Source organism: Amnibacterium flavum, assembly GCF_003097495.1.
GTDB classification, from domain to species: Bacteria; Actinomycetota; Actinomycetes; order Actinomycetales; family Microbacteriaceae; genus Naasia; species Naasia flava.
The window spans coordinates 288,207-306,269 of record NZ_QEOP01000001.1 but is presented as its reverse complement, the minus strand read 5'-3'; the positions used below and the strand labels follow the sequence as shown (position 1 = coordinate 306,269).

At 68.7% G+C, this 18,063-nt stretch carries 19 protein-coding genes; 16 read left to right on the top strand and 3 right to left on the bottom strand.

Features of this window, described 5'->3' with window-relative positions; genetic code table 11:
- Positions 1-55: 55 nt before the first annotated feature.
- From ftsH to DDQ50_RS17140, 13 genes are all read left to right on the top strand, one after another.
- Positions 56-2,065 (top strand): ATP-dependent zinc metalloprotease FtsH, encoded by a 2,010-nt coding sequence (gene ftsH, locus DDQ50_RS01435; RefSeq protein WP_116754959.1) that lies wholly within the window; start codon positions 56-58, stop codon positions 2,063-2,065.
- A gap of 38 nt (positions 2,066-2,103) precedes the next feature.
- Positions 2,104-2,658, top strand: coding sequence for a GTP cyclohydrolase I (gene folE / locus DDQ50_RS01430; protein WP_240614193.1), 555 nt, complete (start codon positions 2,104-2,106; stop codon positions 2,656-2,658).
- On the top strand, positions 2,655-3,479 hold the full coding sequence (gene folP, locus DDQ50_RS01425) for a dihydropteroate synthase (RefSeq protein ID WP_116754957.1): 825 nt from the start codon (positions 2,655-2,657) through the stop codon (positions 3,477-3,479). The genes folE and folP overlap by 4 nt, the downstream gene beginning before the upstream one ends.
- Complete coding sequence (gene folK / locus DDQ50_RS01420) at positions 3,476-4,327, top strand: 2-amino-4-hydroxy-6-hydroxymethyldihydropteridine diphosphokinase (protein ID WP_116754956.1); 852 nt, start codon at positions 3,476-3,478, stop codon at positions 4,325-4,327. The genes folP and folK overlap by 4 nt, the downstream gene beginning before the upstream one ends.
- Positions 4,324-4,797: a DUF3180 domain-containing protein gene (locus DDQ50_RS01415; RefSeq protein WP_116754955.1), complete on the top strand. Its 474-nt coding sequence runs from the start codon at positions 4,324-4,326 to the stop codon at positions 4,795-4,797. Before folK ends, DDQ50_RS01415 begins: the two co-directional genes overlap by 4 nt.
- 4 nt (positions 4,798-4,801) lie before the next feature.
- Positions 4,802-5,284 (top strand): PH domain-containing protein, encoded by a 483-nt coding sequence (locus DDQ50_RS01410; RefSeq protein WP_116754954.1) that lies wholly within the window; start codon positions 4,802-4,804, stop codon positions 5,282-5,284.
- Entirely contained in the window at positions 5,281-6,900 is a 1,620-nt protein-coding gene (locus DDQ50_RS01405; RefSeq protein WP_116754953.1) for a PH domain-containing protein, read from the top strand. The genes DDQ50_RS01410 and DDQ50_RS01405 overlap by 4 nt, the downstream gene beginning before the upstream one ends.
- Positions 6,897-7,643, top strand: a complete 747-nt coding sequence (locus DDQ50_RS01400; RefSeq protein WP_116754952.1) for a Rossmann-like and DUF2520 domain-containing protein — start codon at positions 6,897-6,899, stop codon at positions 7,641-7,643. The genes DDQ50_RS01405 and DDQ50_RS01400 overlap by 4 nt, the downstream gene beginning before the upstream one ends.
- The gene (gene panC / locus DDQ50_RS01395) at positions 7,640-8,515 is read left to right on the top strand and encodes a pantoate--beta-alanine ligase (protein ID WP_116754951.1); all 876 of its coding nucleotides are present in this window, start codon (positions 7,640-7,642) and stop codon (positions 8,513-8,515) included. Before DDQ50_RS01400 ends, panC begins: the two co-directional genes overlap by 4 nt.
- A gap of 111 nt (positions 8,516-8,626) precedes the next feature.
- The gene (gene lysS / locus DDQ50_RS01390; protein ID WP_116754950.1) at positions 8,627-10,141 is read left to right on the top strand and encodes a lysine--tRNA ligase; all 1,515 of its coding nucleotides are present in this window, start codon (positions 8,627-8,629) and stop codon (positions 10,139-10,141) included.
- A 7-nt stretch (positions 10,142-10,148) separates the two neighbouring features.
- Positions 10,149-10,298 (top strand): hypothetical protein, encoded by a 150-nt coding sequence (locus DDQ50_RS17150; protein ID WP_165829650.1) that lies wholly within the window; start codon positions 10,149-10,151, stop codon positions 10,296-10,298.
- Positions 10,299-10,450: 152 nt separating this feature from the next.
- On the top strand, positions 10,451-11,188 hold the full coding sequence (locus DDQ50_RS17445; protein ID WP_116754949.1) for a hypothetical protein: 738 nt from the start codon (positions 10,451-10,453) through the stop codon (positions 11,186-11,188).
- A 46-nt stretch (positions 11,189-11,234) separates the two neighbouring features.
- The gene (locus DDQ50_RS17140; protein WP_165829649.1) at positions 11,235-11,408 is read left to right on the top strand and encodes a hypothetical protein; all 174 of its coding nucleotides are present in this window, start codon (positions 11,235-11,237) and stop codon (positions 11,406-11,408) included.
- Positions 11,409-11,565: 157 nt separating this feature from the next.
- Here the strand turns inward: DDQ50_RS17140 and DDQ50_RS01380 are convergent, their stop codons facing one another.
- The 3 genes from DDQ50_RS01380 to DDQ50_RS01370 form a co-directional block, all read right to left on the bottom strand.
- A complete protein-coding gene (locus tag DDQ50_RS01380; RefSeq protein WP_116754948.1) occupies positions 11,566-11,811 on the bottom strand; it encodes a helix-turn-helix domain-containing protein in 246 nt (81 codons plus the stop codon).
- Entirely contained in the window at positions 11,811-12,422 is a 612-nt protein-coding gene (locus DDQ50_RS01375) for a hypothetical protein (protein WP_116754947.1), read from the bottom strand. Before DDQ50_RS01375 ends, DDQ50_RS01380 begins: the two co-directional genes overlap by 1 nt.
- Positions 12,423-12,494: 72 nt before the next feature.
- Positions 12,495-13,856 carry a protein kinase domain-containing protein gene (locus DDQ50_RS01370; protein WP_116754946.1) on the bottom strand — a complete coding sequence of 454 codons (1,362 nt, stop codon included), beginning with the start codon at positions 13,854-13,856 and terminating at the stop codon, positions 12,495-12,497.
- Between the two features lie 212 nt (positions 13,857-14,068).
- On the opposite strand from DDQ50_RS01370, the gene DDQ50_RS01365 reads away from it, so the two are divergent.
- The 3 genes from DDQ50_RS01365 to DDQ50_RS01355 all read left to right on the top strand — a co-directional run bounded on the left by DDQ50_RS01365 (position 14,069) and on the right by DDQ50_RS01355 (position 18,056).
- Positions 14,069-16,579, top strand: coding sequence for an ATP-dependent Clp protease ATP-binding subunit (locus DDQ50_RS01365; RefSeq protein WP_116754945.1), 2,511 nt, complete (start codon positions 14,069-14,071; stop codon positions 16,577-16,579).
- 209 nt (positions 16,580-16,788) lie between these two features.
- Positions 16,789-17,301: an amino-acid N-acetyltransferase gene (locus tag DDQ50_RS01360; RefSeq protein WP_116754944.1), complete on the top strand. Its 513-nt coding sequence runs from the start codon at positions 16,789-16,791 to the stop codon at positions 17,299-17,301.
- 113 nt (positions 17,302-17,414) lie between these two features.
- Positions 17,415-18,056 (top strand): hypothetical protein, encoded by a 642-nt coding sequence (locus tag DDQ50_RS01355; protein WP_116754943.1) that lies wholly within the window; start codon positions 17,415-17,417, stop codon positions 18,054-18,056.
- The last annotated feature ends 7 nt before the right edge of the window (positions 18,057-18,063 follow it).

Sequence of the window (18,063 nt, the reverse complement as noted above, 5' to 3'; positions counted from 1 at the left end):
CCCTGGGCAAACAGCTGTCTGGTGCACTGTTTCGTGCCGGTACCCTTAGTCCACCATGAACCTCAAGCGCATCTTCCGCGGCCCGATCCTCTACATCGTGATCGCGGTCATCGTCGTGTGGGTCGGGTCGAGTCTTCTGACCGGCTCCGGCTTCCGGCAGGTCACCACTGAGCAGGGCCTCGACCTGCTCAAGGGCAACAACGTGCAGTCGGTCAAGATCGTCGACGGCGAGAACCGGGTCGATGTGGTCCTCGCGAAAGAGGACGACACGCTCGGCAAGCAGGTGCAGTTCTACTACGTCACCCCCCGCGGTGCGGATGTGGTCGCCGCGGTCGACGCCTCCAACCCCTCAGACGGCTTCGACGACGAGGTCCCCCAGCCCAGCTGGTTCCTCTCCGCCATCAGCGTGCTGCTCCCGATCATCCTGATCGGTGTGTTCATCTGGCTGATGCTCTCGGGCATGCAGGGCGGCGGCAACAAGGTCATGCAGTTCGGCAAGTCGCGCGCCAAGCTCGTGTCGAAGGAGACCCCCAAGGTCACCTTCGACGACGTCGCCGGCGCCGAGGAGGCCATCGAGGAGCTGCACGAGATCAAGGAGTTCCTCAAGGAGCCCGCAAAGTTCCAGGCCGTCGGCGCGCGCATCCCCAAGGGCGTCCTCCTCTACGGCCCTCCAGGAACCGGCAAGACCCTGCTCGCACGCGCCGTCGCGGGTGAAGCGGGAGTCCCCTTCTACTCGATCTCCGGATCGGACTTCGTCGAGATGTTCGTCGGTGTCGGTGCAAGCCGAGTCCGCGACCTCTTCGAGCAGGCCAAGCAGAACTCGCCGGCCATCATCTTCGTCGACGAGATCGACGCCGTCGGCCGCCACCGCGGTGCCGGCATGGGCGGCGGGCACGACGAGCGCGAGCAGACCCTCAACCAGCTGCTGGTCGAGATGGACGGCTTCGACGTCAAGACCAACGTCATCCTCATCGCGGCGACGAACCGCCCCGACATCCTCGACCCTGCTCTGCTACGTCCGGGACGCTTCGACCGTCAGATCGGCGTCGACGCCCCCGACCTCAAGGGCCGTCAGAAGATCCTCGAGGTGCACTCGAAGGGCAAGCCCATGGCCGCCGGCGTCGACCTCGAGGTCCTCGCCCGCAAGACCCCGGGCTTCACGGGTGCCGATCTCGCCAACGTGCTGAACGAGGCCGCGCTGCTGACAGCGCGCTCCAACGCGCAGCTGATCGACAACCGAGCCCTCGACGAGGCGGTCGACCGCGTGATGGCAGGTCCCCAGCGTCGCACCCGCGTCATGCGCGACCAGGAGAAGCTGATCACGGCGTACCACGAGGGTGGCCACGCCCTCGTCGCCGCGGCCATGAACCACACCGACCCGGTCACCAAGATCACGATCCTGCCCCGCGGGCGCGCACTCGGCTACACGATGGTGCTGCCCCTCGAGGACCGCTACTCGGTGACCCGCAACGAACTGCTCGACCAGCTGGCCTACGCGATGGGCGGCCGCGTCGCCGAGGAGGTCGTCTTCCACGACCCCACCTCCGGCGCCTCGAACGACATCGAGAAGGCGACGGGCACGGCGCGCAAGATGATCACCGAGTTCGGAATGAGCTCGCGCATCGGGTCGGTCAAGCTCGGCGCCTCATCGGGTGAGATGTTCCTCGGCCGCGACATGGGTCACCAGCGCGACTACTCCGAGGAGCTCGCCCAGCAGGTCGATGAGGAGGTCCGCCGTCTCATCGAGAACGCGCACGACGAGGCGTACAAGGTGCTGAACGACAACCGCGACATCCTCGACCGCCTGGCGACGGCCCTCCTCGAGCAGGAGACCCTCGATCAGGGCCAGCTCGCCGAGATCTTCCGCGACATCAAGCACCTGCCCGAGCGTCCGCTGTGGCTCTCGAGCGACAAGAGGCCGCTTCCCGACCTGCCCGCCGTCTCCATGCCGAAGACGAAGGCGCCGATCGATGCGGGCGCCGTCGACGGCGGTGTGGACTCGACTCCCGGTGAGCGCGGACGCGCTCGCGCTCCTCGCGTGAAGCCTCGTCCCGCCACGGCCTAGGTGGGTGCGCGATCGACGCGGACCGCATACGTCGCGCCGTGGGTGAACTCCTCGCCGCCATCGGCGAGGACTCGACCCGCGACGGGCTGAGGGAGACCCCGGACCACGTCGCCGCCGCCTACGCCGAGCTCTTCTCGGGCGTGGGCGTCGACGCCGCGGCATACCTCGATGAGGCGTCGGATGTGCTCGATCTCACGGTCGGCGCCGAACCCGTCATCCTGCGCGACATCCCCTTCCGCTCGACCTGCGAGCACCATCTGCTCCCCTTCGAGGGCACCGTCTCGCTGGCCTACCTTCCTCGCGCTCGTGTGACCGGACTCGGCCGTCTGGCGCGGGTCGTCGATGCGGTCGCGTCGCGACCCCAGATCCAGGAGCGGCTGACCGAGGAGATCGCGGACGCGATCCACCGCGGTCTCGACGCCGACGGGGCGCTGGTGATCGTGACGGCGTCGCACGCGTGCCTCTGGGCTCGCGGTTCCCGCACCCGGGGTGCGAGCGTGGTGACGATCGCGGGTCGGGGGGAGTACTCGTCGGGCGAAGGACGTCGAGACGTGCTGCCCCTCCTCACCGGGTCGAGCGAGGCCGCCGGATGACCCCGCGGGCCCAGATCTTCGGGATCCTCAACGTCACCCCCGATTCCTTCAGCGACGGCGGACGTTTCACCGACCCCGAGGCCGCCCTGCAGCATGCACGTGTGATGGTGAGCGAGGGCGCCGACGTCATCGACGTCGGCGGCGAGTCGACGAGACCCGGCGCCGCGCGCGTGGCTCCCGAGGTCGAGCGCGAGCGCGTCATCCCGATCGTCACGGCCCTGGCACGTGACGGCATCGCGGTGAGCGTGGACACCATGAACGCCGACACCGCCCGTGCGGCGGTCCGGGCGGGTGCTCTCGTGGTGAACGACGTCTCGGGCGGCCTCGCCGATCCGGGGATGGCCGCGGTGATCGCCGAGACCGGCACCCGCTACGTCGCCATGCACTGGCGTGGCCACAGCGACGGGATGGCCGCGCTGGCCCAGTATGGCGATGTGGCTCGAGAGGTCGGAGACGAACTGGTGCAGAGAGTCGCCGCCTTGACCGCACAGGGTGTCCGCGAGGAGCAGCTGATCCTCGACCCCGGGCTGGGCTTCGCCAAGGATGCCGGGCACAACTGGCAGGTCCTCGCTCGACTCGACGAGGTCATTGCGCTCGGCTACCCCGTCCTGGTCGGGGCCTCGCGCAAACGATTCCTCCGGGAGCTGCCCCGAGTCGAGGCGGCCGCTCGCGAAGGCTCCGATCCGCGCGACCTCCCGTCCGCGGTCGTGAGCGCCCTCGCCGCTCGTGCCGGCGCCTGGGGTGTGCGCGTCCACGACGTCGCCTCGACGGCGGTCGCCCTCGACGTCACCGATGCCTGGAATGCGGGGGCCGCCTCATGAGCGCCGACCGCATCACCCTCACCGGCCTCAGAGCGTTCGGTCGGCACGGGGTCTACGCGCACGAACGGGAGCAGGGCCAGGAGTTCATCGCCGACCTCACGCTCGAGCTGTCGCTCGAGCGGGCTGCCCTCACCGACGATGTCGTGGACACGGTGCACTACGGCGAGCTGGCCGAGAAGGTGAGCGCGGTGATCGCGGGGGAGCCGGTGGCCCTCATCGAGACCCTCGCCGAGCGCATCGCATCGGTCGCGCTCGGCTACGAGCTCGTCGACCGGGTGCACGTGACGGTGCACAAGCCGTCCGCGCCGATCACCGTCCCCTTCGCCGACGTGAGCGTGACGCTCGACCGCACAGCCGAGCACCGTGTCGTCCTCGCGCTCGGCAGCAATCTCGGCGACCGGGTCGCGTACCTCGGTCAGGCGCTCGACGCCGTCGCCTCGATCCCGGGAATCGTCGTCGTGCGCCGCTCCCCGATCGTCGAGAGCGTGGCCCTCACACCCCACGGACTCGACGACGGGCGACCCGCCTACCTCAATCAGGTCGCCCTGGCCCGCACCTCGCTCGCGCCCCTCGCGCTCCTCGAACGGCTGCAGACCGTCGAAGAGCGGCTGGGGCGGCAGCGCACCGAACGCTGGGGGGACAGGACCATCGACCTCGACATCGTCAGCTACGACGCCGAACGCTCCGACGACGCCCGGCTCACGCTGCCGCATCCCGGGGCGGCCGAACGCGCATTCGTACTCGTTCCGTGGCTCGCGGTCGACCCGGACGCCGAGCTCCCGGGCCTCGGACGAGTCGATGGGATCGCCTCCCGCCTCTCCGATCAGGTGACGGTGGTGACCGAATGAAGACGACCACTCCCGGCTTCCCGCTCGTTCTCGCCGGTGCCGGCGCCGTGCTCGCCTACCTGCTCGAGGTCGGCCTCGTCGCGGCCGGGCAGGCCAGTTTCATCCCGCCCTACAGCCTGGCGCTGTCGCTGGCGGCCATCGGGGCGATCGAACTGGCGCTCGGCTGGCCGATCCGCCAGACCCTCCGGGGCACCCGCCTGCAGCGGCTCGACCCGTTCCGCGCGATGCGCGTCGTCCTGCTCGCGAAGGCGTCGATCCTCGTCGGCGCGCTCCTCGGCGGGGCGGCGCTCGGAGCACTGATCCATCTCGTCGGCAGGCCGGTCATCGCCTCCGGCAACGACATCGTCCAGGCCGTGCTCTCCGTCGCCGCGGCCGCCTTCGCGATCATCGCGGGCATCATCGTCGAGCAGTGGTGCAAGATCCCCCCGTCCGACCCCGACGAGACAGCCTTCGAGCAGCAGGGACAATAGGAGGATGCCTCCTCGTCTCGAACCCTCCGACGCAGAGTGGCGCAGGGTTTCGCCCAAGCAGATCGGCGTCGAGCTGCTCGGGTCCGTCATCTCGATCGTGGTCACCCTCGCCGTCGCGATCGTCGCATTCAACCTCGGCGCCGGCTGGGTCGCGCTCGTGGCAGCGGCGATCGCCGCCTCGTCGCTGGTGATGGCGGCTTTCGTGCCCCGCCGGGTCCGCGCCTACGGCTACCAGCTGCGCGAGGACGATCTGCTCTTCCGACGCGGTCTGCTCTTCCAGCGCTTCGTGGCAGTGCCCTACGGGCGGATGCAGCTCGTCGACGTCAACCGCGGGCCGCTCGCCCGACTGATGGGTCTCTCCGACCTCAAGCTCGTGACCGCTGCCGCGACAACAGGGGTGTCGATCCCCGGCCTGACCGAGGACGCGGCGACCGAGCTGCGCGATCACCTCGTCGAGCTCGCGGAGTCGCGCCGGGTGGGTCTGTGACCGACGAGGTCGGCCCTCCGGCACCGCCCGCGACTGCCGCCGCGCCGAGTGCGCTCGCCGATGGGGAGTGGCACCGCCTGCACCCGGCGACGCCGCTGCTGCGCGGCGGTATCGCACTCATCGCCATCGCCGGCCTCCTAGTCGCCAACCTGCGGGATCGTGTCATCGAGTTCGTCATCCAGCAGGACGAGGCCGACCCGATCGACCTGCTCATCGAACGCGGCTGGCTGATCCCCGGGCTGCTCATCGTGCTCGGTGTGATCCTGCTCGCCGTGCTCGGCTTCTACCTCTCCTGGCGGTTCCACGAGTTCCGCGTGACCGACGAGGTGGTCGAGGTCCGCTCGGGCATCGTGTTCCGCACGTTCCGCAAGGCTCGCCTCGACCGCATCCAGGGCATCAACATCGTGAGGCCGTTCATCGCCCGGATCTTCGGTGCGGCCCGGCTGCAGATCTCCGTCGCCGGCAACGACGCCGAGGTGAAGCTCGACTATCTGAGTTCCTCTGCGGCCGACCAGCTGCGCCGCGACGTCCTGTCCCTCGCCTCGGGCGTGCAGCGCGAGGAGCGGGTGGCCGACGCCCGCGCGCGAACCACGGGAGTCATCGGCCAGCGCATCGACGAACTGCTGGCCCCCGAGCTGGATCCGCGCGAAGCCGCGGCGGAGTCCGTTGTCCGGTTGCCGCTTCCCCGGCTGATCGGCTCGATGCTGCTCCGCGACTCGACGATCATCCTCATCCTGCTGCTCGTCGTGGGAATCCCGGTAATGTTCGCCACCGACACCTGGTACCTGCTGCTCGGCGTCATCCCCAGCCTCATCGGTCTCGCCGGATTCATCGTCAACCGCTTCTCGAGGTCGCTGCGCTACAGCATCGCGGCGACGCCGAACGGCGTGCGGATCGGGTACGGTCTGCTCAGCACGAGCAACGAGACCCTCCCGCCGGGGCGGATCCACGCCATCCACGTTTCGCAGCCGATCCTGTGGCGCCTCCCGGGCTGGTGGCAGATCCAGATCACCCGCGCAGGGTCGAACGCCGGGCAGTCGGGCGGGTCGACGAGCAATCCGACGGTGCTGCCCGTCGGTGATCGGCAGGACGTGGCCCGCGTCCTCGGCCTCCTGCTGCCCGGGCACGCCGACGAGCAGATCGCGCTCATCGTCGACGACGGCCTGCTCGGCACCGGCGCCGACGACGAGGCCTTCACCTCGGCCCCGCGTCGTGCGCGCTGGCTGCGGCCGCTGTCCTGGCGCCGCACCGGTTTCGCTCTCTGGAGCGATCTGTTCCTCATGCGGAAGGGGCGGATCTGGAGATCCGTCACCGTCGTTCCGCTGGCCCGCATGCAGAGCGTGGCTCTCGCGCAGGGCCCGATCTACCGGGCGCTGCGGCTCGCCGAGATCTACACCCACATCGTCAGCGGGCCCATCTACGCCCGACTCGGGGCCATCGACGCCGAGGTGGCTCGCCGGCTGTTCCTCGATGTCGTCGCGGGGGCCGAGCGCGAAGGACGTGACGACCGGACGCATCGGTGGAACCGGCGCGTCGACCAGTCCGACGGTGGAACGGCGACCGCACGGGTCGTCGAGGTCGAGGGACCGCCCTCGGTGGGAGAGGTGGAGCGATGAGCGCCAACAGGTCGGGTCGTCTCGGTGTCGGGATCATCGGGGCGGGCCGTGTCGGTCCCGTCCTCGGCGCCGCACTCGCCGGCGCGGGGCACGCGCTCGTCGGCATCTCCGCCGTCTCCGAGTCGAGCCGCGAACGTGCGGCGGCGATGCTGTCGGATGTCCCCGTCTTGACTGTTCCCGAGATCGTCGAGCGCAGCGAACTCGTCCTCCTCGCCGTACCCGACGACGAGCTCCCCGGCCTCATCGACGGCCTGGCGGCGATCGGGGCCTGGCAGCCCGGTCAGCTCGTCGTCCACACGTCGGCGAAGTTCGGCACCGGGGTGCTCCGGGCCGCGACCGCTCAGGGAGTGATCCCGATCGCGATCCATCCGGCGATGGTCTTCACCGGAACGAGCATCGACCTGGGCCGGCTGCCCGACGCCTGGTTCGCCGTCACGGCGCCCGCTCCGGTCCAGCCGATCGGTCAGGCGCTCGTGGTCGAGATGGGCGGCGAGCCCGTCCTCATCGAGGAGGCGGATCGCGCCGCGTACGCCGAGGCGATCGCAACCGTCTCGACATTCTCCAGCGCCATCATCGAACAGGCCGTCGGGCTGCTCGACGGCATCGGGGTCGAGAACCCCGGCCGGGTACTGGGTGCCCTCGCCCGCTCGAGCCTCGAGAACACGTTGGCTCGAGCTCAGCCGGATAGCATCGACCTGGCTGCTCTGCGTGATGTCGGCCTGGAAGAGCAGGAGGACCGGTGAGCCAGCCGATCGTCGAGCACACCATCGCGGGTGTGCGCGAGCGGGTTCGCGCGCTGCGCGCCGATGCCGTCGCAGCCGGGATACCGCATCCCCGAGTCGCGCTCGTCCCCACCATGGGAGCGCTGCACGCCGGCCACCTGGCGCTCGTCGAGCGCGCGAGCGAAGTCGCCGACATCGTCGTGGTGTCGATCTTCGTGAACCCTCTGCAGTTCGGCGAGCAGGCCGACCTCGAGGCCTACCCGCGGACTCTGGACAGCGATGTCGAGATGCTGACCGGCAAGGGGGTCGCGGTGGTGTTCGCGCCATCGGCCGACGAGATGTACCCGCAGGGCAGCAGCGCCACCCGGGTGACCGGCGGCGACGTCGCCCAGCGACTCGAGGGCCGCAGCCGACGTGGGCATTTCGACGGTGTGCTGACCGTCGTCACCAAGCTGCTGCACATCGTCGGACCCGACATCGCCGTGTTCGGTCAGAAAGACGCCCAGCAGGCGTTCCTCGTCACCCGGATGGTCCGCGAGCTCGACTTCCCGACGACGATCGAGATCGTCGAGACGGTCCGCGAGGACGACGGGCTCGCGCTCTCCAGCCGCAACAGGCGACTCGATGCCCGCGAACGCCGTGCGGCCCGCGTGCTGCACCAGGCCCTCGACGCGGCGGTATCGGCCGCCGATGGTGGGATCGACGCCTCGATCGCCGCGGCGCAGTCCGCCCTGATGGGGGAGGACCTGGTCCGTCTCGACCATCTCTCGATCATCGACCCGGCCACGTTCCAGCCCGCCGACGACTCGTTCAAGGGAGCGGCGCTGATCGTCATCGCCGCCGAGGTGGGCGGGGTCAGACTCATCGACAACGACACCGCGTACTTCGGCTGACGACCCGCGCCGAAGCCCCGCCCGCCGCCGCGCCCGGCTCGTGACGGTACCGTTGTCTGGCGTGGCCGCTCCGATCTCGAGTGCGCCCCCTGATCTTCCGAGGAGTCATCCGTGACCGAGCAGCCCTCTGCTCCCGTGCAGCCCGACGAGTTCGACCCCGACGAGGAGGTCAGCGAGCAGAAGGCCGTCCGCCTCGCCAAGCGCGCGCGACTGATCGAGTCGGGAGCCGAGGCGTACCCGGTAGGTGTCGCGATCACGGACACCATCGCCGCCGTGCGCGAGCGGTTCCAGAACCTCGAGAGCGACGTCAAGACCGGCCACACGGTCGCCCTGGCGGGACGTGTCGTCCACCTGCGGAACACGGGCAAGCTCTGCTTCGCTTCCATCCAGGCCGGCGACGGCGACCGCATCCAGGCGATGCTGAGCCTCGCGGAGGTGGGGGAGGAGTCCCTCGAGCGGTGGAAGGAGCTCGTCGATCTCGGCGATCACCTGTTCGTCGTCGGCGAGGTCATCACCTCGCGCCGCGGTGAGCTGTCGGTTCTGGTCTCCGAGTGGAAGATCGCCGCGAAGGCGATCCTGCCCCTCCCCAATCTGCACGCCGAGCTCAGTGAGGAGACCCGGGTCCGCAGCCGTTACCTCGATCTCATCGTTCGCGAACAGGCCCGGTCGACGGTCCGCGCCAGGGCGAAGGCCGTCGCGTCGCTGCGGCGCACGTTCGACCGGCACGACTTCCTCGAGCTCGAGACCCCCATGCTGCAGGTGCAGCACGGCGGTGCCGCCGCTCGACCCTTCGTCACGCACAGCAACGCCTTCGACACCGAGCTGTTCCTGCGCATCGCCCCCGAGCTGTTCCTCAAGCGGGCGGCGGTCGGCGGGCTCGAGCGCATCTTCGAGATCAACCGCAACTTCCGCAACGAAGGGGCCGACTCGACGCACTCGCCCGAGTTCGCGATGCTCGAGGCCTACCAGGCGTACAGCGACTACAACGGCATCGCCGATCTCACCCAGGAGCTCATCCAGGGTGCGGCGTTCGACGCCTTCGGGGCGCACGTCGTCACCTGGGCCGACGGCACGGAGTACGACCTCGGCGGCGAGTGGACCCGGATCAGCATGTACGAGTCGCTCAGTGAGGCGGCAGGCGTCCTGATCACCCCCGAGACGCCGCAGGCCGAGCTCGCAGCCCTCGCCGACCGTGTCGGGGTCGAGATCGAGCACCCGCTGCGCGGCAAGTACGTCGAGGAGCTGTGGGAGCACTTCGTCAAGCCCGGCCTCGTGGCCCCCACCTTCGTGATGGACTTCCCCGTCGACACCTCGCCGCTCGTGCGCGATCACCGCAGCATCCCCGGCGTCGTCGAGAAGTGGGACCTCTACGTCCGCGGCTTCGAACTCGCCACCGGCTACTCCGAGCTCGTCGACCCGGTGATCCAGCGCGAGCGCTTCGTCGAGCAGGCCCTGCTCGCGTCGAAGGGCGACCCCGAGGCCATGCGCGTCGACGAGGAGTTCCTCCGTGCCCTCGAGCACGGCATGCCCCCGACCGGCGGCATGGGGATGGGCATCGATCGCCTTCTCATGGCGCTGACGGGCCTCGGCATCCGCGAGACCATCCTCTTCCCCCTGGTGAAATGAGCGACCGATGAGCTATCTGCCCGACGACGAGCTCCGCGACAAGAACAAGCCGAGGCCGCCGTCGATGAACCGGATCGCGATCTGGGTGATCGTCAGCGGCATCGGTCTGTACTTCCTGCTCAACGGAATATTCATGATGATCTCGGGCGGCAACTGACCCCCCCAGATCCGATCTTTCCGGTGTGTCGTCTTGTGCACCGGTCGACCCCTTGTTCGGGGGTCAGTCGTGGTCTATCGTCGAAGACCGACCTGCTGCTCCAAGCCGTGCCCCCGCCGGCGAAAACAGGTCTCTTTTCAGAAGGAAGCTCCATGCGGATCAGCACTCGCCGTCGCGCCGTCGCCCTGGCAGTGGGATTCGTCATCTCCGCCACCGTCTTCGCCCCCGCCGCTTCGGCGTCGGCACTCGGTCTCGACGACCTGCTCCCGGTCGATGACATCGTCGGCGGGGTCGTCTCGGCGGTCGTCGATCCGACGGACCCGACCAATCCAAGCGATCCGACTGGTCCCACGGATCCAGCTGATCCGACCGATCCCTCGGACCCGACTGGTCCGACCGATCCCTCGGACCCGACTGATCCCACTGGCCCCACTGGCCCGATTGATCCGAGCACCTCGCCTGTGCCCAGCGAGCCCCCGGTGACCGAGCCCGAGCCTCAGCCGAGCACCCCCGCCGCCGAGAATCCCGCGCCTCCCGTGAGCAACCCCGTCGTCCCGGCCCCGATCGTCCGTTCGACGACCACGACTCCGCGCCGCTCGACCAGCTCGGTCCCCGCCGTCGTGCCGACGCCGGCCCCGACGACGCCCGCCATCGCGGTTCCGACGCCCACTCCGAGCCCCACCGCCGCCGCCGGCACCTCGAGCCTCGGCGCCCTCGACACTCTCGCGGTCGAGGTCGACGGCATCGACTCGGCAGCGACGCCTGCTGCGGCGACGGCTCCGACCAATCCGCTGATCCCCATCCTCGTCCTCACGCTTCTCGCTCTGTTCGGCATCGTGGCCGTCGCGGTCACGCTGCACAACCGGAAGAAGAGCGCGGACCTCGACTGATCCGCACGGCCGCCGGCTGTTCGCGGGCGCGTATCCTGGTGCCGTTATGGATTTCTGGCTGAACGCTCTGTGGTCGATTGCGCCGACCGTCCTCGTGGGTGGCCTGTTCTGGTTCGTGATGGCCGCGATCATCCGGTCCGACCGGCACGAGCGTCAGGCTCGCGCCAAGGTCGAGGCCGAAGAGCGCGCGAAGGCGGGCCTCCCGCCCGCCCGCGCCTGACCCGGCCCTCGCCCACCCGGGCCCGACCACCCGCAGAGGTGGATGTTCCGGCTCCGGACGCACCTTCCGGCAGGCGTGTCTCGCCGGAACGTGCAGAACCGGGTGCAGCGATGGACCCGGTGTCCGAGCGACGGGGTCGTACCGGCTCGTCGGCCGCCTAGTTGCCGCGAGTGACGCTGCCGAGCACGAGCAGATCGCCGATCTCGCACTCGAGTGCTTCGCAGATCGCGGTCAGTGTCGAGAAGCGGATCGCCTTCGCCCGGTCGTTCTTCAGCACCGACAGATTCACCAGGCTGACGCCCACCAGCTCGCTGAGCCTGGTCAGCGTCATGCTCCTCGCAGCGAGGAGTTCATCGAGCCGGCAGTGCACCCGTGACAGCTCGATCCCCTCGGCGGGAGGCATCAGACGAGCCCTTCCGTGTCGCGCTGGAGCCGCTCGCCCGCCCGGAAGGCGGCCGCGACGGCGCCGACCGCGATCGCGGCGAGGATCGGCGTCCAGTCGAACGGAATCGTGCTCGCCTCGTAGGCCCTGTCCGTCAGCGCAGCGATGGCTCCGTTGCTCGCCATCTGGGTGAAGAGGTGGCTGACGAACCAGCCGACCGCGATGGTCGCCGAGATGGCGGTGACGGTGAGGGTGTTGCGGGTGCTGAAGTAGCGACCGCGCGCGAGGTTCAGGCAGAGCGCGAGGACGAGTCCGATCACCGCGAGGGAAGCGGCCGCGGTGATGATCGCGGCCCCGGCGACGCTCACCAGGGTGATGGCCGGCATGCCGCTGACGATGGCCGTGCCGCTCGTGAGCGCGATGTCGGCCGTTCCGTCCGGCAGGGGGAGTGTGGCGCTCGCGTCATCGATCCACACCGGGACGGGGACGTTCCGGTTGGGGATGACCTCGACGAGGCGGAGGACGAGTTGGACGATGGTCCAGACGGCGGCGATGCCGCCGACGGTGGTGGCCGTGAGTAGGTCCGCTCGCGAGGCGAAGCGGGGCGCGCGGTCGATCCGTGATTCGGACATGACGGCTCCTTATCGATCATCGTTGTTATCGTTCCACGATAATACATCGATATTCGATAAGGGCGAGGGTCGTCAGTCGCGGTCGAACGCCAACCGCCGGGCTGCGCGCCGCAGCTCCAGTTCGTGCATCGCAACGGCGGCGAGCTCGGTCAGGTCGTCGAGGTTCTGCTGGGTGAACGCGCGCGGCCTCACGTCGTACACGCACAGCGAGCCGATGTTGTGCCCGTCTTCCGTCACGAGCGGCGCCGCGGCATAGGCGCGGACCCCGTACTGCTTGAGCACCGGATTGTCGCGGGTCCTGTCATCCACGCTGATATCGGCGACGGTCCACGACCGGCCGATATCGACGGTGATCGGGCAGAGCGAGACCTCACGGGGTACCTCGGCGACGTCGACCCCGAGCCGCGCCTTGTGGAAGACGCGCTCTCCGTCGACGATCGAGACGAAGGAGATCGGACTGTCGAGCATTCGCCCCGCCAGCCGGGAGATGCGGTCGAACGCGGCGTCGGGCGGGGTGTCGAGCACACCGTAGCGGTGCACCGCATCCAGACGCGCTTCCTCTGATTTCGGTTCGGGAGGCGGGGCGTCGCCGCGTCGTTCGGCGATGAGGCGTGCCGCGACGCGTTCGAACCGGTCGGCTGCCTCGTGAGCAGGTATCCGCATGAGGGGGTTGCGGTGGGTCATGCCACGCAGGATGTCGGCCAGATCGGCGGGCACCGTGCTCGGGATGACAGGGTCCCGCCGCAGCCGCTCGAGGGCGGTCTGCTCCATGGTGCCCGGGTATTCGAGCCGAGCGGTCAGTGCCTCGACGAGGACGAGCCCGAGCGCGTACACGTCGGTCGCGGTGCTGGGGTCGGCGCCCTCGATCTGCTCGGGGCTGAGATAGGCGGCGGTCCCCGTCGTCGTGCCCTTGCCGGAAGCCGCACCGACGATGCCGGCGATGCCGAAGTCGGTCAGCTTCCCTCGGATGCGGGAGTCGAAGTTGCGATCGGCGATGAGGATGTTCGCCGGTTTGATGTCGCAGTGCAGAAACCCGTTCTCATGCACGTACTGCAGAGCGTTGGAGAGGTCGGTACCGAGATAGGAGACCTGGAGGGTGGTGAGAGGGCCGTGCTCGAGCCGGCGCATCAGATCGTCGCCGTGGACGTGCTCCATGACCAGGTAGATCTGCGGGCGTTCGGGCTCGCTCGAATCGACGCCCGCGTCGAACAGGGTGGTCAGGGCGTGATGGTTCAGCTTCGCGGCCAGTCGAGCCTCGGCCTCCTGAACCCGGACCAGCTCGGGGTTGACCGCCTGCGCCGCGAACACCTTGATGGCCACATCGCGATCGAGAAGCCGGTCGTAGCAGGCGTACACCGTCGACATGCCGCCCTGTCCGATCTCGCCGGTGATCGTGTAACGCCCGATCGCGGCCCCGGGAGCGCGCTGGATCATCCCGAGCTCCTCACTCCATCGGTCACACCAGTGAATCTACCGGTAACCGGGGTTACTTTCTGCCCCGGATGGGGGCGCGCGACGCCGCGACTCTCCCACCGGAGTCCCAGTGTCTTGCCGTGAGCGAACAGGAGCAGATTCGGCCCGAGGCCTGGTTACCCTTTCTCTATCGGCGCCGCCTTCCCTGAACGGCGTCGGGGGAGGTGACCACCATGTTCGAGAGATTCACCGATCGAGCCCGTCGTGTCGTCGTCTTGGCCCAAGAAGAGGCCAAGATGCTCAATCACAACTACATCGGCACCGAGCACATCCTGCTCGGTCTCATCCACGAGGGCGAGGGCGTCGCCGCCAAGGCGCTCGAGTCGTTGGGCATCTCGCTCGACGCCGTGCGTGAGCAGGTCCAGGACATCATCGGCCAGGGCCAGCAGCAGCCCACGGGTCACATCCCGTTCACGCCGCGTGCCAAGAAGGTGCTCGAGCTCTCGCTCCGCGAGGCTCTGCAGCTCGGCCACAACTACATCGGAACCGAGCACATCCTGCTCGGCCTCATCCGCGAGGGCGAAGGCGTTGCAGCCCAGGTCCTCGTGAAGCTGGGCGCCGACCTGAACCGCGTGCGCCAGCAGGTCATCCAGCTCCTGTCGGGCTACCAGGGCAAGGAGTCCATCGCCGTCGGCGGTGAGACCCAGCAGGGACAGGCCCAGGGTTCGCAGGTGCTCGACCAGTTCGGTCGCAACCTCACCCAGGCAGCGCGCGACGGCAAGCTCGACCCGGTCATCGGGCGCGAGAAGGAGATCGAGCGCGTCATGCAGATCCTGTCGCGCCGCTCGAAGAACAACCCCGTCCTCATCGGCGAGCCGGGCGTCGGCAAGACCGCCGTCGTCGAGGGCCTCGCCCAGGCGATCGTGCGCGGAGACGTTCCCGAGACGCTCAAGGACAAGCAGCTCTACACGCTCGACCTGGGCTCGCTCATCGCCGGAAGCCGCTACCGCGGTGACTTCGAGGAGCGTCTCAAGAAGGTGACGAAGGAGATCCGCACCCGCGGCGACATCATCACCTTCATCGACGAGATCCACACCCTGGTCGGTGCGGGTGCCGCCGAGGGTGCGATCGACGCGGCCAGCATCCTCAAGCCGCTGCTCGCCCGCGGTGAGCTGCAGACCATCGGTGCGACCACTCTCGACGAGTACCGCAAGCACTTCGAGAAGGATGCCGCTCTCGAGCGTCGCTTCCAGCCGATCCAGGTGGCCGAGCCGTCGCTGCCCCACACGATCAACATCCTCAAGGGGCTGCGTGACCGGTACGAGGCGCACCACAAGGTGTCCATCACCGACGGTGCCATCGTGGCAGCGGCCAACCTGGCCGACCGCTACATCGCCGATCGCTTCCTGCCCGACAAGGCCATCGACCTGATCGACGAGGCCGGCGCCCGCCTGCGTCTGTCGATCCTGTCCGCCCCGCCCGAGCTGCGCGAGTTCGACGAGAAGATCGCCGTGGTGCGTGCCGCCAAGGAGACCGCCATCGAGGACCAGGACTTCGAGAAGGCCGCCGGCCTGCGCGACGAGGAGAAGCAGCTCCTCGCCGAGCGCCTGCGCCTCGAGAAGAAGTGGAAGTCGGGCGACGTCGCGACGACCGCTGAGGTCGACGAGGGTCTGATCGCCGAGGTCCTCGCCCAGGCGACGGGCATCCCGGTGTTCAAGCTCACCGAGGAGGAGTCGAGCCGGCTCATCTTCATGGAGAAGGCCCTGCACGAGCGCGTCATCGGTCAGGAGGAGGCCATCTCGGTCCTCGCCAAGACCATCCGCCGCACCCGCGCCGGCCTGAAGGACCCGAAGCGTCCCTCCGGTTCGTTCATCTTCGCCGGTCCCACGGGTGTCGGTAAGACCGAGCTGGCCAAGGCGCTCGCCGAGTTCCTGTTCGACGACGAGAACGCGCTGATCTCGCTCGACATGTCGGAGTACGGCGAGAAGCACACCGTTTCCCGCCTGTTCGGTGCTCCTCCCGGATTCGTCGGATTCGAAGAGGGCGGCCAGCTGACCGAGAAGGTCCGCCGCAAGCCGTTCAGTGTCGTGCTCTTCGACGAGATCGAGAAGGCGCACCCCGACATCTTCAACTCCCTGCTCCAGATTCTGGAGGAGGGCCGGTTGACCGATGGTCAGGGCCGCGTCGTCGACTTCAAGAACACCGTCATCATCATGACGACGAACCTCGGCACCCGCGACATCTCGGGTGGTCCGGTCGGCTTCGTCATGGAGGGCGACACGGCGACCGGTTACGACCGGATGCGCGCCAAGGTGGTCGAGGAGCTGAAGAAGCACTTCAAGCCCGAGTTCCTGAACCGCGTCGACGAGACGATCGTCTTCCCGCAGCTCACGAAGCCCGAGCTGCGTCAGATCGTCGATCTGTTCGTGAAGCGTCTCGCGTTCCGCATGATGGACCGCGACCTGACCGTGGAGCTGACCGATTCGGCGAAGGACCGTCTGATCGAGGTCGGGTTCGACCCGGCACTCGGTGCACGTCCGTTGCGTCGCGCGGTTCAGCACGAGGTCGAGGACCGTCTGTCGGAGAAGATCCTGCACGGCGAGCTGGTCGCGGGCGACCACGTCCACGTCGATTTCCTCGATGGCGAGTTCGTCTTCACGACGGGCAAGCGCGGCGACATGGTCGGAGCGGGTACCACCCAGGGCGCCATCAGCGCCTCGCCCGACATCGCAGCCGCAGGCTGACCCAGTAGGCGAAGAAGGCCGGACCCTCGCGGGTCCGGCCTTCTCCCGTTAAGGTCCTTCGGTCCACCACACCTGGGCGTTCCGGGCGAGCGCGCACTGGGCCCACCGGGCACGCTTGCGCGGGGGATCCGGCCGGCCCCGATGCCCGGAACGTGCGCGCACGCGGTACTCCGTCGAGCACCAGGACCGGGGTGGGCCAAGATAGGAGGGTGAGTTCCTCCTCGTTCGTCGTGCGCCGCGCGCGGACCGCAGACGTCCCCGGCATCGCCGCCCTGGTGGAGCCGCTCGTGCAGAAGCGCATCCTGCTCGGCAAGGACCTCGTCGTCTTCTACGAGTCCATCCAGGAGTTCGTGATCGCGGAGGACGCCGACGGCGAACTGATCGGATGCGGTGCGCTGCACGTGATCTGGGAGGACATCGGCGAGGTCCGCACTCTGGCAGTGCGGGAGAGCAGCCTTCGCCGAGGCGTCGGTCGGGCTCTGCTGACCCGCCTCGAGGAGGAGGCCGCGGAACTCGGCCTCACCCGCCTGTTCTGCCTCACGTTCGAGACCGAGTTCTTCGGGCGCAACGGATTCCTGCCCATCGGCGAGCAGGTCGTTCCGCCGGAGGTCTACGCCGAGCTGGTGCGCTCGTCCGACGAGGGTGTGGCGGAGTTTCTCGACCTGGCCCGCGTGAAGCCGAACACTCTCGGCAACACCCGGATGCTCAAACTGCTGTCCTGATCGAAGCCAACCCGGCGCGAAGCGTCGGGAACTCCGACGCACGAGGCTGAGGAATCCGCAGGATCGGGCCGCCAATGCGGGGCTGACGGGGGACACGGGCCTAGCCTGTGCACATGTCGGGCATCAGTGACCCCTCCGGACCCCTTCCGAGTCGCGTCTATCGGCGGCGCCGGCTCGTCGTCCTGCTCGTCGTGGTGGCGATCATCGCGGTCGTCGTCTTGATCTTCGTCCGTCCCCCGGCGGATGCCGCCGCTCCTGCACCGGCCGCGACGGACGCGGCGCAGGCTCCTGTCGACGCGTCGGCGCCCGTGGACCCGGGGGCGGCGACCGGGCCTGTCGCGTGCACTCCCGACCAGGTTTCCGTCTCCCCGGTGACCGACGCGGACTCGTATGACGCCGGTGTCGAGCCGCAGCTCTCCTGGACGCTCGCGAACACGGGCTCGGTGGCCTGCATCATCAACGTGGGAACCTCGCAGCAGGTCTTCACGGTGACGAGCGGCGACGAGAAGATCTGGACGTCGACTGACTGCCAGACCGATCCGAAGGACTTCGACCTGACGCTGGAGCCGGCCTCATCCGGCGCGGCGCCGACCTCCTCGGCGAGTTTCACCTGGCCGCGTGAACGCTCCTCGACCGACACCTGCGCCGCGGACGCCGTTCGCGAACAGGTCGCCGCCGGAGGCGCCTCCTATCACCTGCAGGTCTCGGTGGGCGGCTTCACCTCGTCGGACACCAAGCAGTTCCTGCTCTACTGAGCCGCCC